This window comes from Ethanoligenens harbinense YUAN-3 (assembly GCF_000178115.2).
Lineage (GTDB): Bacteria > Bacillota > Clostridia > Oscillospirales > Ethanoligenentaceae > Ethanoligenens > Ethanoligenens harbinense.
The window spans coordinates 1,987,288-2,000,376 of the sequence record NC_014828.1 but is presented as its reverse complement, the minus strand read 5'-3'; the positions used below and the strand labels follow the sequence as shown (position 1 = coordinate 2,000,376).

The following is a 13,089-nucleotide window of genomic DNA, read 5'->3' as shown; positions in this document are numbered from 1 at the left end:
TCGACGCAATTCAGCAGCAGGGCAAGCTGCTTCCGACCGGTCCCTCCGCTTGAATGACGGCTCTTAAAGGAGATTAGGAGTAGGCATTTACACCCAAAAAGTAATTACTTTTCCAACAGTAAAAATCATTTGAAATGATTTTACAATAAAATTTGTAATTACAATCTATTTGTGTTAAAACAGAAGGTAGTATGAGCATGTCGTGTCCAGAGGAGGAAGTGTAATGCCGGACAAGAAAACCTCGCCCCCCAAGGTGCCGATAATGGAGCACTTGAACATAGCCGAATTCAACCGAGGACAGTCCTCGCGTTTGCTAAAGGAACTGGCCGCCGCAGACAAAACAGCCTACATTCAGAAGAACGGCAAACCCATAGCGGTAGTGATGTCCTATGAACGCTATCTGCGCCTATGCGAGAAAGGAGTCGATATCAATGAGTATTAACATTTCGGAGAAATCCAACTTCATATGGAAGATAGCCGACATCCTGCGCGGCGACTTCAAGCAGAGCGAGTATGGCGACGTCATACTGCCGTTTACCGTGCTGTGTCGTCTGGATAGCGTCCTCGCCCCTACCAAGGAGCGCGTCATGGAGATTCATAGGCAAGGAATGTTCAAGACGGAGTACGCAAAGTTGGCGGGGTTCAAGAGCATTACAGGCGGTCTGAAGTTTTACAACATCAGTGAATTTACCTTCGCCAAGCTAAAGGACGATGCTGCAAACATCGCCGACAACCTGACCGACTACATAAAAGGCTTCTCCGAGAACGCGCGCATGATTTTGGAGTCCTTTGACATATATTCGCAGATTGCCCGCTTGGACAAGGCAAACTTGCTCTATCTTGTTGTGACCAGATTCGTGGACGATATAGACTTGCACCCCGACCGCGTTTCCAACAACGAGATGGGATACATCTTCGAGGAACTTATCCGCAAGTTCTCCGAAATGTCCAACGAGACCGCCGGCGAACACTTCACCCCGCGTGAGGTCATTCGTTTGATGGTCGCCATGCTGTTTGATCCGGATATGCGCCTTATCACCGAACCAGGGTTCATGGCGAAGCTGTACGAAAACAAGACGCAAAATTTGATACAATTCAACGATTGCCCTCTGAGGGGTGTCGCTTGAGGTTTAGGGGTGTCGGTTTTACAGGAGAGGTATAGGAGTAAAGGAAAACGCCACATAGTATTGGAGGATGGCATGGCCAAGGACACTTATGTAAAAGATAAAAAGAAAATGAACTTCCAAAGCGTTGAGTCGATGCAGGGAGTCGTGAATGTCGTCAATGAAGCAGCAGCGGCTTTAAACGATAAAAATCGTACTATAAGAGAAAGCGCAATTCCTGAGGTTCTGGCGGGAGCACTTGGTGCCGGGATAGGTGGTGTCGGTTCCTTTGCCGCTCTTTATGGTCTTGGTGTAGTTGGTCTGTCTGCTGCGGGCATCACTTCTGGGCTTGCAGCAGCAGGAGCAGTTGTCGGCGGTGGAATGGTTGCTGGCGTTTTTGTCCTCGCTGCTCCGGTTGCAGGACTTGCTGCTGTCGGTGTTGGAGTTGCTTCTGCGCTTAAAAATAAGCAGCTGAGACAGGAAAAGGAGCGTCTGTACAAAGAGGCGCTCGCTAAACATGAAGCAATCATCAGGGAAATGAAAAAAGAAGCACATGCCGATAAGGAGAGAATGGATTATCTTCAAAGTTTGAATATTATGCTTCAACGCGCGATTAATGATCTTCGTGCGGATCTTGGTATAGCTTCATGAGTAAATTTGAATATTCAGAAATTGAGCGGCAGATAAATACTGTACTGGCTCATCAGGATAAAGAGCTCCGCGAGATTAATCGACCAGATCATTCCGAAATTGACGCCCGAATATCTGAGAGCGAAGAGCTTTTAAAAAATCTTGAATACGGGGATCAACTTGCTTCTTTAAGGACATCCGGTCTGCAAGTTCCTGCCGAACAACCACACAAGGTTATGGTGGTTCCTTCTTGGGAGAACTTATGCAAAGAAGCCGAGGCGCATGTCGGCACAGGACATGATCTGGAGGAACTATTCACGCCAGAGGAGCTTTTGAGTAATGAGTGGGCAGGTCATCAGCTGAATTACGAATACAATCAGTTGTATCATCTGGATAAATACGACATTGCCATATGTGTGGCAGCTGGTCTGCTCGGTGCTGCTGCAGACATACTTCTCATTGGAATACCGCAGAAAACACCGGAAGGTCTCAAGGGCGGTACTCTTGCCAACTTTATCCGCGATCAATTTGACAAGAAGTTCCCGGAAGAAGAAATGGAGAAGCTTGCCAATTCCAAGGTCAGCAAAGTTCCTTATGATGCCCAGGATAACCGGAACACGAAGATATACGTTGATGGATTATCGGCTTACTATCACAGGCTGATGTCCTTGGGGCATGATCCTCTGCTGGGATTAATCTTTGGAGTGTCGGATATTCTTACCGGGAGAATGACCACGATTGGCAGGACGGGTAAGATCGTCTCGCAGGTCATGGAGAACTACGCTGATCGCAAGGAAAGCGACATATTCGCGGCTATTGCAAAGCAGATCATTCATTACAAGTCTGACATAATAACATCAATGGGATTACCGGCACCAATGATGGCATTGTTCAATTTGATGCAGTTTGGATCAATTAGCGAGGAGGAGCAGACCATCGCAGAGATTGTACAGGGAATGTATTATGAGGGTTATGACTTCATCCATTTCTGTACGCTTTCAATTCCAGTGATGATTGTCGAGGTTGTGACGCGAATTGGGTACTCGATTAAACGGATCAAGGAGGGACATAGCGTAAAAGAATCTATTCCGTTTTCTACAAATCGAGACAAGAATCCAAAACTGACGACGATGTTGTTTATCGGGCATTCAGCCGCTACTGCTGTAAATGCAGGAAAAGTTTTCTTCACCAAGAATCCTATGGCCATCAATTATCCGCAGTGGATAGCCTTTGCAAAATACTCGTACCAGCAATTAAAATGGGTGATTCTGGAGAAACCGAATGCACGAGATGCCTATGTACGTGGGATTATCGACGAGGAACTTAGAGAAGTTATTGAATCAGTGGATAAGACATTTGATGATGTTTCCGCTGATTACATAGTTGTTTTTGAATAAAGTGAAACGCCTGGCCACGGGTTTAGCTCAGACAGTCAGGCACTTTTTGAATTGATATTGTTTTGGAGATTATTTGATCCAATCTCCCATAAGCATGGTCAAACCTTCAGAAATCATTCCAAATTCTTCTACATTTTTGCCTTGTGAATCCACATCAAAATATTGTTTTATTACATTATGAAGGGCAAGACCAAGATCAAACTGAAAGGATCTCTTCTTTTGCGGCTCCAAAGCAAAAAATTGTTCTTTAGAGATGTTGTTAATTAATAGCGTGTCCAGTAAATATTCCTTATAATCGATGTTTTCGGTCTCGTGTTTGGAATAAGGGAAACGGTCTGTTCTTGTCCACAGGTAATGAGTCAAGTCAGGAGAAGGAAGAGAGTCTTTCATTTCTTCAAATTTTCTATCATATTCCCCAGCAAGATAAGTAGGATCAACATTAAGAAATTTCCCGATGCGGTCAAGTAGTTCCGGACTCATTTCTCCGGCACTGAGACTTCTTTGAATTGTTTTTCCGCTGCGATCAATTTGGGGCTGTTCACCAAGTTCTTCTACAGTATATCCCTTTTCATGGATTATTCTTAAAAAGCAGTCTCTGCTGATTGGTACTTTTTCTGATTTTTTGTTAGCCATAATTCCTCCGGACATTATTGACCTTTTTTGTCAGTTGTAACAGACATTATTGTCTGGTAACATGATAACAGAAACAAGAGCAGATATCAATGATGATACCTGCGTAATAAAAAAACGGAGGATGTATTTATGACAGAATATGATGTAATTCAGAATGATTCAGAATTCGATGCATATGAATTCAACGCTCAGGTTATACAGAATCAGATTCATAAGGCTGGGAGTAGCCTTTATGCAGTATCTAAGAGTAAGTATGATCAGAAGGCAAAGCTGATTGAGGAAGCCAAAGATATGACTACAAAGGAAAAACTTGAGGCACTTGATCAGAACTATGATCGTCATGCACAGGAAGTTTGGCAAGGAGTTATCATTTTTGGAGCGATGAGTCTTGGAGTTGTCGGGTTAGCAACAGGTGGTCCTGCTATTGTAAAAAATGTACAGCGTTTAATCGCATGAGAGAAAGCCTGACCACCAGCACTTCGTCGGCAGTCAGGCCTTCTTTAGGCTTTGATTTCCTGTCCATTGCGGAAGGTGAAGCGGATGTCGTCATTGGCGTAGATCGTCAGGTGATCGACGAGTCCGTTGAAGGCATCGAGGGAGAATTCCGTCAGGCTCTCGGGCGTGTTTTCGAATGCCTTGAGGAAGTCCTCGTACCCGGCTTTCCGGGATTGAGTTTCTTCGATTTTTGCGGTGAGCTCTTCGATGCGGGTCTTGAGCTTATCGTACCGGTCGGCAAGGTCGTCGTAGTGCTTCTTATAGGCGTTCTGGTCGAGAGCCGTCCGGGCGTTCTCCACGATGTTTTGCTGCACTGCGTCCGCCACCATCTGTGCCTCATCCAGGAGCCGGTCGCGCTCGGCTTCCAGTTCGTCGGTCTTGAAGAGGAACGGTAGCATCTCTTTGCCGTTGGCGATGACCTCGGCTTTTGTTTCAAGCAGCTTGTTCACCGCCGAGAGGAACGCGGTTTTCACTTCGCTGTCGTCTATGGCTGGCGTGGTGCATTTCTTGCAGCCATCGTATTTATGGTTACAGCGCCAGATAGTTTTCCGATATTTGCTGTTGGAATGCCAGACCTTGGAGCCGTAGAAGGAGCCGCACTGCCCGCAGCGGATTTTGCTGGAGAAGACGTGTACGCCGCTGTGGTACATGATGCCGTTGCCGCGCTTCTTCATCTCGCGCTGGACCAGGTCGAAGGTCTCCGGTGCGATGATCGCTTCATGGTCGCCTTCCACGTAGTACTGCGGGATTTCGCCCTCGTTGACCTTCGTCTTTTTCGTGAGGTAGTCGACTGTGTAGGATTTCTGCAGCAGGGCGTCGCCCTTGTATTTCTCGTTTCCGAGGATGGACTTGACGGTACTGATGCTCCAGTGATCCTTGCCGCCGGGTGTCTTGATGCCGTCATTGGTAAGCTGCTTGGCGATGCCGTTGTAGGTCAGGCCCTGCAGGAAGAGCCGGTAGATGCGGCGGACGGTTTCTGCCTCCTCTGGGTTGACGATGAGCTCGCCATTCGGACCGCGGTCGTAGCCGAGAAACCGGTGGAACGGAACCGTCACCTTGCCGTCTGCGAATCGCTTACGTTGTCCCCAGGTGCAGTTCTCGGAAATGCTACGGGATTCCTCCTGCGCAAGGCTCGACATGATGGTGATCAGCAATTCACCTTTTCCGTCGAAGGTCCAGATGTTCTCTTTTTCAAAGTAGCATTCGACGCCGTTTTCCTTGAGTTTCCGGATGGTTGTCAGGCTGTCGACGGTGTTCCGGGCGAAGCGGCTGACGCTCTTGGTGACGATCAGGTCGATCTTCCCAGCGAGCGCGTCCTCGATCATGTTCTGGAATCCAATTCTCTTCTTGATGCCGGTTCCGCTGATTCCTTCGTCCGTGTAGACGTTCACGAATTCCCAGTCGTCGCGGCCCTTGATGTAGTTGGTGTAATAATCGATCTGCGCCTCGTAGCTCGTGAACTGGTCGTCATGGTCTGTTGAGACGCGGGCGTATCCGGCGACCTTGCGTTTCTTTTTCTCTGTGATAGGAGTGGAGGAAAAGCGCGTCCGGGACGCCGGGATAGTGGTTACTTTCTTTTGCTGCTCCAATGTTTCTCACTCCTTATTCTCTTCATGTTTTCGCTGATTTTCTTCCTGCGCTCCGGCGTGAAGCTATCCCTGATAGCCTCAGTCTGTTTTTCCCGGCGCTCATCTGTCCACGGGACGCCTTCCTTCGAGTATTCGTAGTCTCGTTCGGCTGTGCTGCCGTCGGTGAAGTGGAAGGTCAGGTGTGTCAGGTTCCGGACGCTGATGTGGTCTATCCGTTCGAGGAAGACCTGCTCGTCGAATTCGTCGAGCCCGAGGACCTCGTTGATGATTTCCTTCAGGTGATCCTCGCGCAGGCTTTTGCCGGGATGGTTTTTCTTGTCGGCGCACTTCCAATAGGCGTTCTGGTGGCCGTCGGCCATGACGCATGTCTGCTTGCGGTAGTTGCAGCCGCATTCCTCGCAGCGGATCTTCGTGGTGAAGCAGGTGATATCGTCACGGGTGACCGGGTGCCGTCTGCGGTACTGAGATGCACGCTTCCGATTCTCCTCAGTCCACGATTCCTTTTTCGCATTCCGGTACCAGTGGTGTTCAAGCGTGGTGCCGTCCGTGAATTCGAAGATCATCGTCCCGGACTCAGGAACCGTAATCCGTTCGACACGCTCAGAGAAGATGTCCTCGTCAAATTCCGGGATGCCGAGCACCTTGGCGCATTCCTCTTTGAGGACGCTTTCGCGGATCGTTCCGCTGCTGCAGGACGAGCAGTTTGTTTTCTTGTGTGAGGTGCAGGCCCAGAAGGTGTATTTCTCTCCGAGCCTGCTCATCTTTGCTCGGTTCCTCCGTGTGGAGCGGACGAAACTTCTGCCGCATTGTCCGCATTTGATTTTCGTGGAGAAGCAGTTCAGGGTGAGCGCCTTGTTGCCAAAGCAGCCAAGCTCCCTGCGCCGCGCCATTTCGGCCTGCACGTAGTCGAATGTTTCCTTGCTGATGATGGCCGGATGCGTGTTCTCCACATAGTATTGCGGCAGCTCGCCGCGGTTCTTCTTGACCTTCTTCGTGATCGGATCAGCGATGTATTCCTTTTGGTAGAGCATGTTGCCTGTGTAGGTAACGTTCGTGAGGATCACCTTCAGATTGGAATCCACCCACGGCGCTCCGGCACGCGTCTTGATGCCTTCGGCGGCGAATTCCTTCTCGGTTTCCTGCCGGGATTTCCCGTCAAGGAAGTTCTGGTAGATGCGGCGTACGATGGCGGCCTCCTCCGGGACGATGACCATCTCGTCACTTTCCCAGCGGTACCCGTAGACGTTCATGTGACCGTTTGCATAAGGCAGTCCGGCCTGCATCCTTTTGCGGATTCCCCACTTCACATTGTTGGAGATGCTTTCGGTTTCAGACTGTGCAAATGAGGCGAGCAAGGTGAGCATGACCTCGCCGTCACCGGAAAGCGAGTTTATGTGCTCCTTTTCGAACCGCACCTCAATGCCCAGCTCCTTGAGATGCCGGACGGTCTCCAGCAGGTCGACCGTGTTCCGCGCGAACCTGCTGATGCTCTTGGTGAGGATGATGTCTATCTTCCCGGCTTCGCAGTCAGCGAGCATACGCTGGAACTCAGGCCGTTTCATGGTGCTTGTACCGGTGATGCCTTCGTCCGCGTAGACACCTGCATACTGCCATTCCGGATTCTTCTGGATCAGCTCCGAGTAGTAGCTGACCTGTGCGGAGAGGGAATGGTGCAGGCGCTCGGTCTCCATCGACACACGCGCGTATGCCGCCACCTTCTTCCGCTGTGGTAGAGCCTTGATTTTAGGCTCAATTTTCGTGATTTTCGGCATTGTATCACTCCTTTCGTCTTGTCTATCTATCACTCTGTTTCAGACACATAGCAAGCGTTACGGGGATAATAATGTGCCGATTATCGGGCTGTATTTCTCCTTCATTTTGGTGTCTATGACCGCGTATTCATCCTCGGTGATAAGGCCCTGATCCAGCATCCTTTTGAACATTTCCATGCTCGCCTGGTAAAGTTTCTCCCGCTCGAACTGCTCATCACTCATGGCCGTCACCGCCTTTGAAACGGTCTGCGATATAGCAGGCGTGCGAGCAGTACTTACGGTGCCGGTTTCCATAGGCCGAGAACCGTTTTCCGCAGTGGGCGCAGTTGAATGTGTAGACGGCTTTCCGGTTGATCTGTTCCGGGTGGGCGTTCCACCAGCTGAGTCGGCAGGCGTCCGAGCAGAACCGGACTTCCTTTCGACCGGGAATTTGTTTTATTGGCTTTCCGCAGTACTGGCAGTAGGAGCCATCCGGCGTATTCTCGTCGCCTGTGTCGGCAATCTTTCCGGTGAGGTTGTTCCTGCGGCAAAAGGCTGATACCTGATTCTTCGTGAGTCCCAGCGCATTGGCAATCGCAGCGTACCCGTGGCCGTCACCGCGCAGCTTGCGGATCTGCTGCTTCTGTTCTTTATTCATGAGAAAACCTCCAGTCACTTTCCACTGGAGGCTGGAGGCCTGTTTTGACGAAGCAGAAACGAAAAAAGGCCCACCGACAATTCCGATAAGGAATAGCCAGTGGGCCTGAGATGTGATGCAGCTATTTCACGCGAATCCGCCATCCGACCTGGATGAGATTCACGTTCTTGATGAGCGTACTGTTCAACTTCTGGATTGCGGATACGGTCGTGCCGTACTTCTTGGCGATGCCGGAAAGTGTGTCTCCGCGCTGAACCGTGTAGTAGGTGGCGGCCGATTTCTTCTGGGAAGCGCCGAGTTTCTCGTTGACCTTTGCCTGCACGGCGTTGTAGTCAAACCCAGCGGCCGTCAGACGGTTCTTGCGGTCGGAGCCGTTGCCCCATTTCCCGGCAATGACCTCTGAAGCAATCTCGTCAACGGACTTCTTCACGGTTGTCGTGCTGGTGGATGCAGCGCCTTTGCCGTAGCCGTTGAATCCGCCGTTTCTGATCGTGGTTGGAAAGTCGATGTAGGAGTAGTCCATGTCGACGTTCCCGCCGATGCCGCTGACCTTGCCTTTGGACGAATACTGCCAGACGCCGTAAGCGCCGGAGTACGAGCATTTGCCCGACCACTGCGCCACCCAGACGGTGAAGCGCTTCTTTACGGCATCCGATACCACAGAGTTCAGGCTGGAAAGTGAAGTATAAAAGCCTGCGTAGTAGCCATGATTCTCCAGCTCGGTGCAGAACGCCGTGATGAGCGATGAGCAGAAATCCTTCCCGCGCGAAAGCTGGGACTTCTCCTCGATGTCGAAGTAGACCGGGTAATCAAGCTGCTTGCCTGAGAGCACCTTGGCGCAGGACTGCGCTTCCTGCTTCGCACCGTCAGCGGATGTGGCGTATGAATACCAGTATGCGCCGATGTGGAGCCCGGCTGCTTTTGCTTTCCGGTAGTTCTCATCGAACCATTTGTCCTTGTTCCCGTTGCCGTATCCGGCGCGGATAATCACAAAATTGATGCCTGACACTTTGACCTTGCCAAAGTCGATGTTTCCCTGCCAGACCGATACGTCTATTCCCTTGATAGCCATAATTACTGTTCCTCCTTGTCGTTTCTGTCGTGAAGCTGTTCAAGCACATCCTTGAGCTTGCCGGGAATCGGAAGTCCGAGATGTGCGGCGTTCTCAGTGAGAGAAAGACCTTCATTCGAAATGTAGAAGAATATGATTGCGGTTCTCAGCACGCCCTCATGTCCGAGCACGTGGATGTCGAGGATGTTGGCGATGCCGACCAGAATGAAGATCAAGACTTTCCTGCAGATTCCTTTGAATCCAACTGCAGACGAGAGCTTCTTGTCCGCGATGGCGCAGAGCACGCCGGTAATGTAGTCGCAGACCACGAAGATGATCAGCGCGATAAGAAGCCCGTCGCATCCTCCGAGAAAGTAGCCGAGCCATCCTCCGATGGCCGCGAAAATGAGCTGTATGGTGTTCCAGAATTCCTTCATCAAAATGTCCCTCCTTTGATTTTGAGCAAAATGAAAGGCCGCCAGTGGTACGCTGACAGCCTTGAAAAAACTCTGTGATTTATGAAGTTATGAGGTGTCGGTCTGTTTCGGCAATGCCTCCCAGAGCCTTAAATCCTCCTGCCCGAGCGACCAGATCGCGATGCCGCGAAGTCCCCAGTGGTACGCCGCCTGATTCGCCCAGTAGACGAGCGAATCCACGTCCTGATAATAGAGGATGGAAAATCCGTCCGCGTCTCCGAGGAAAAGCCGCGAGATCCAGATGTCGATGTCCTTCGGCGTGATCGTCACCGTGTAGTCCTTCCCGCATTCGAGGTTGAGCTGTCCAGAGTGGTAGAACTCGTAGTCCATTGAGATGGATTCAGACCGTGTTGCCGATTCCTCAATATCCGATGTCAGCGTGAATACCTGAAACTCCTCGTCCCAGGTGCAGTTGCTCCGGCTGATTCTGCCGTACTGCGTGACCGAGCCATCTGGGAAGGTGACGTCGAACTGCTCATAAGGCTCATACGTCCAAGAGTCGCCCATGCGGAGCAGTTCGCAGACTGTTCTCTGGTCTGATTGGTATCCGGCGGTTCCTCCTGAGAATCCGTTGACCGTAGCCGTGAACCGCAGCGTGTTTGACGCGCCGGAATAGACGCGCACCGTGCTGCCTCTGATCCGCATCTCGATGGTGTAGGTTGTCGGATCAGTTCGCAGGTCTGACGATGGTGTTTGCTGGATCGACTGCGAGTAGCTGCCGAGCTTGGTGCTTCCGTTCCACAGCTCTACGGCCTGACTGTTGTAGTTCAGGCAGCAGAAAAGACTGCCGCAGAAGATACCAGCCTTGCCAGTGCTTCCTGCCGGGAACGCCAATCTCGCCCGCAGGTGGATGTCCTTAAATCCGTCATAGTTCCACGCAAACTGTCCGCTGCCGTCAAGCTGCGAATAAACACGGCTCTCGGAATATTCATCCGACCGCCAGACCTTCCATGAACCGCTGATAATATTCCAATAAGCGGTGTCGAGAATACCGTAGTCCTCGAAATCCTCATACCAGATGAGTGCCGAGTCCGGTTTCCTTCGGAGGACCTCAGTCGTCAGCTTGAAGCCCTTGTCCGGCTGACATTCGTTGCCGTCCACATCGATGAAATGCCGTGGAGACAGCGTAAATGACGCGCTTCCTGCGGTCGGCTTCTCCGAGAAATCAGAGCAGACACGAAAGCCGTAGAACTGCACGCCTTTCACGTCGACTGAAACTGTAATGGTATGCGTTCCGGCGGAAAGCGTGATGCCGTCCTCAAGCGATGCCCAGAAGGTACTTCTCCAGTACGGCCACCAGAGCCTCGACTCGGTGAAGTGCGTCTGCGTTCCGTCAATGCTCACATAGATCCCGTTCTTATCCCAGAACGGATAGCAAAGCCGAACGGCGATGTCATATGTTCCGGCAGACGAGATGTTGAAGGTATATGTTGCTTCGCCCTCGTCGCCGAGGACAGCGATGCCGTTATCATAGGATACGATGCCCGAGTAACTGTCAGGCGTTCCGTCACGGTCGACGGTTATCGTACCGAATGACACACTTTGCTGCTTGCTGTAGGCAGTAAGGTACCGCCTGCGGTTGTAGGTTCCACTCATCAGAGGATATTCATAGCTTGCAGCGTCCTGACCTTCCATGAAGTCGTAGACCTGCGGGAAGGCATACGGCACCTTGTTGTAGTCGTCCCAGTAGGCGAGGATCGGAATGAACGGCTGCGGAGCAGCGTCGTCCGTGAAGTTGTATTTGCCGGTCATCCAGTTCTTGGCGGCATAGTAGGTGTTGGATGTGCCGCGGTAGGTCTTTCCGAGGTTTTCCGGAAGATCATAAATCTGCCAGTTCCATCCGTAAGCCGGAAGTCCCATGAATACCTTGTCCGGCGTCATAGCTGTCACGGCGTAATCGTAGATGCCGTCAAGCCAGTCCTTTGGAGAGACCGGCCCGGGAGCGGAGCCTGCCCACGCCATGCCGTAGCTCATGATGGCCGCTGTGTCGCAGTACGGATTGAGGTCAGCATACACGCACCAGTTCTCGCCGCCGACCGAGCCGTTTATGGAATCCATGCCCGGAAGGCAGATATTGACGAGCTTCGAGGAATCGTAGCTCTTTACCGTGTTCCAGATATTACGGAACATAGTGGTTGAAGCTGCCGCCGTGGAATAATCGCCGCCGCGCTCGAGGTCGATATCCACGCCGTCGCACCACGGATATTTCTCCATGATCCGCACAAGCTCTGAGAGAAAGGTGTCCTGCGCTCCATCGGTATTATCCCGGAGAGAGGTGAACACACTCGCCACGCCGTCATTGCGGACGGTCAGCAGCCATGTGATATGCGGATATTTATTGATGTACGTCAGCATGTCGGATATGGCTACACCGCTCTCGGTAATCGTCCCTGTAGCGTCCACCTTAAAAGAAAAGAGACCTACCTGCGAGAGGCGGTCTCCGTAATTCTTAAGAGCAGTGTACATCCGGGCGTTTCCCATGAACGTCCAGACCATGCATTTGCGGCCTTTTAAGATATCCAGACTCATATCACATCACCGTCCTCCATCTCCTGAAACTCCACATACAGCCTTGCCGACTTCTTCTCCTCAACCGTAACCGGATGCTTGCTGTCTCCGGCGGCGGAGTACTGAAAGAAGCCGTCCTTGTCTGTCGCTGATCCGTTTTTCAGGCATTCTCTTGTTGAGGCAAGGAGCGAGAGTTCATCACCAGCACTTGCCGCTTTCGTGAAGGTCGCCTTATGCGCTCCCGCACCGAGTCCGAGAGAAATGCTCCCGGCAGCCATGTTCTGGTTTGGATAGATTTTCCAGTCAAGTCCGGTCGAGGTCTTGCCGAGATTAAAAATAATGCAGGTGGCGCTCCCTCTGACGATACCGTTGAAGAACCGCTTCCCGGAAACAGCGTATTCATCGCCGGTCGCATACTTCTTTTGCAAGGTCTCGGTATTGATGACATACCCGGAAAGCATCGCGCCTTCCTGCAGCATGAGGTCTGTAAACCAGAATGTCCCGGTGCAGTCGGTGACCACAGGCTTTACGGTGACGCTCACGATCCGCTTATCCTCTTTCTTATCGATTGTCTCCGTGAATCTTGTGAATATCGGCATAATCAGTCACCGTCCTGCGTCCACTGAATCTCGCTGACATGTCCCACCCAGCCGGTCGCGATAGAGCCGCCCTGCAGGAACATATCCGTGATGTAAATTGTGCCGGTGCAGTCCGTCACGCAGACGCGGATGCGGATTTTCTTCACGCGTCCATTTTGCGGAGAAACCGCTTGCGCCATATGATTAAAAGAAGCCATCT

The 13,089-nt window shown here is 51.4% G+C and carries 15 protein-coding genes; 5 read left to right on the top strand and 10 right to left on the bottom strand.

Annotated elements, in window-relative coordinates:
- Positions 1 to 223 precede the first annotated feature (223 nt).
- From ETHHA_RS09350 to ETHHA_RS09335, 4 genes are all read left to right on the top strand, one after another.
- Positions 224 to 442, top strand: coding sequence for a type II toxin-antitoxin system Phd/YefM family antitoxin (locus ETHHA_RS09350; RefSeq protein ID WP_013485738.1), 219 nt, complete (start codon positions 224 to 226; stop codon positions 440 to 442).
- Positions 432 to 1,127, top strand: coding sequence for a type I restriction-modification system subunit M N-terminal domain-containing protein (locus ETHHA_RS09345; RefSeq protein ID WP_013485737.1), 696 nt, complete (start codon positions 432 to 434; stop codon positions 1,125 to 1,127). Before ETHHA_RS09350 ends, ETHHA_RS09345 begins: the two co-directional genes overlap by 11 nt.
- A gap of 72 nt (positions 1,128 to 1,199) precedes the next feature.
- On the top strand, positions 1,200 to 1,754 hold the full coding sequence (locus tag ETHHA_RS09340) for a hypothetical protein (protein ID WP_013485736.1): 555 nt from the start codon (positions 1,200 to 1,202) through the stop codon (positions 1,752 to 1,754).
- Complete coding sequence (locus ETHHA_RS09335) at positions 1,751 to 3,130, top strand: hypothetical protein (protein ID WP_013485735.1); 1,380 nt, start codon at positions 1,751 to 1,753, stop codon at positions 3,128 to 3,130. The genes ETHHA_RS09340 and ETHHA_RS09335 overlap by 4 nt, the downstream gene beginning before the upstream one ends.
- Before the next feature lie 69 nt (positions 3,131 to 3,199).
- On the opposite strand, the gene ETHHA_RS09330 is transcribed toward ETHHA_RS09335, so the two are convergent.
- The gene (locus tag ETHHA_RS09330) at positions 3,200 to 3,763 is read right to left on the bottom strand and encodes a hypothetical protein (protein ID WP_013485734.1); all 564 of its coding nucleotides are present in this window, start codon (positions 3,761 to 3,763) and stop codon (positions 3,200 to 3,202) included.
- Positions 3,764 to 3,892: 129 nt separating this feature from the next.
- On the opposite strand from ETHHA_RS09330, the gene ETHHA_RS09325 reads away from it, so the two are divergent.
- Positions 3,893 to 4,219, top strand: a complete 327-nt coding sequence (locus tag ETHHA_RS09325; protein ID WP_013485733.1) for a hypothetical protein — start codon at positions 3,893 to 3,895, stop codon at positions 4,217 to 4,219.
- Positions 4,220 to 4,263: 44 nt separating this feature from the next.
- Here the strand turns inward: ETHHA_RS09325 and ETHHA_RS09320 are convergent, their stop codons facing one another.
- The 9 genes from ETHHA_RS09320 to ETHHA_RS09285 all read right to left on the bottom strand — a co-directional run bounded on the left by ETHHA_RS09320 (position 4,264) and on the right by ETHHA_RS09285 (position 13,087).
- On the bottom strand, positions 4,264 to 5,847 hold the full coding sequence (locus ETHHA_RS09320; RefSeq protein WP_013485732.1) for a recombinase family protein: 1,584 nt from the start codon (positions 5,845 to 5,847) through the stop codon (positions 4,264 to 4,266).
- A complete protein-coding gene (locus ETHHA_RS09315; protein WP_013485731.1) occupies positions 5,826 to 7,619 on the bottom strand; it encodes a recombinase family protein in 1,794 nt (597 codons plus the stop codon). Before ETHHA_RS09315 ends, ETHHA_RS09320 begins: the two co-directional genes overlap by 22 nt.
- A gap of 57 nt (positions 7,620 to 7,676) precedes the next feature.
- Positions 7,677 to 7,841, bottom strand: coding sequence for an SHOCT domain-containing protein (locus ETHHA_RS15895; protein ID WP_013485730.1), 165 nt, complete (start codon positions 7,839 to 7,841; stop codon positions 7,677 to 7,679).
- Positions 7,834 to 8,256 (bottom strand): hypothetical protein, encoded by a 423-nt coding sequence (locus ETHHA_RS09310; RefSeq protein WP_013485729.1) that lies wholly within the window; start codon positions 8,254 to 8,256, stop codon positions 7,834 to 7,836. Before ETHHA_RS09310 ends, ETHHA_RS15895 begins: the two co-directional genes overlap by 8 nt.
- Positions 8,257 to 8,377: 121 nt before the next feature.
- Complete coding sequence (locus ETHHA_RS09305; RefSeq protein ID WP_013485728.1) at positions 8,378 to 9,328, bottom strand: GH25 family lysozyme; 951 nt, start codon at positions 9,326 to 9,328, stop codon at positions 8,378 to 8,380.
- A gap of 2 nt (positions 9,329 to 9,330) precedes the next feature.
- Positions 9,331 to 9,744 carry a phage holin family protein gene (locus tag ETHHA_RS09300; protein WP_013485727.1) on the bottom strand — a complete coding sequence of 138 codons (414 nt, stop codon included), beginning with the start codon at positions 9,742 to 9,744 and terminating at the stop codon, positions 9,331 to 9,333.
- An 87-nt stretch (positions 9,745 to 9,831) separates the two neighbouring features.
- On the bottom strand, positions 9,832 to 12,312 hold the full coding sequence (locus ETHHA_RS09295) for a glycosyl hydrolase family 18 protein (protein WP_013485726.1): 2,481 nt from the start codon (positions 12,310 to 12,312) through the stop codon (positions 9,832 to 9,834).
- On the bottom strand, positions 12,309 to 12,890 hold the full coding sequence (locus tag ETHHA_RS09290; protein WP_013485725.1) for a hypothetical protein: 582 nt from the start codon (positions 12,888 to 12,890) through the stop codon (positions 12,309 to 12,311). The genes ETHHA_RS09295 and ETHHA_RS09290 overlap by 4 nt, the downstream gene beginning before the upstream one ends.
- 2 nt (positions 12,891 to 12,892) lie before the next feature.
- The gene (locus tag ETHHA_RS09285; RefSeq protein ID WP_013485724.1) at positions 12,893 to 13,087 is read right to left on the bottom strand and encodes a hypothetical protein; all 195 of its coding nucleotides are present in this window, start codon (positions 13,085 to 13,087) and stop codon (positions 12,893 to 12,895) included.
- Positions 13,088 to 13,089 lie beyond the last annotated feature (2 nt).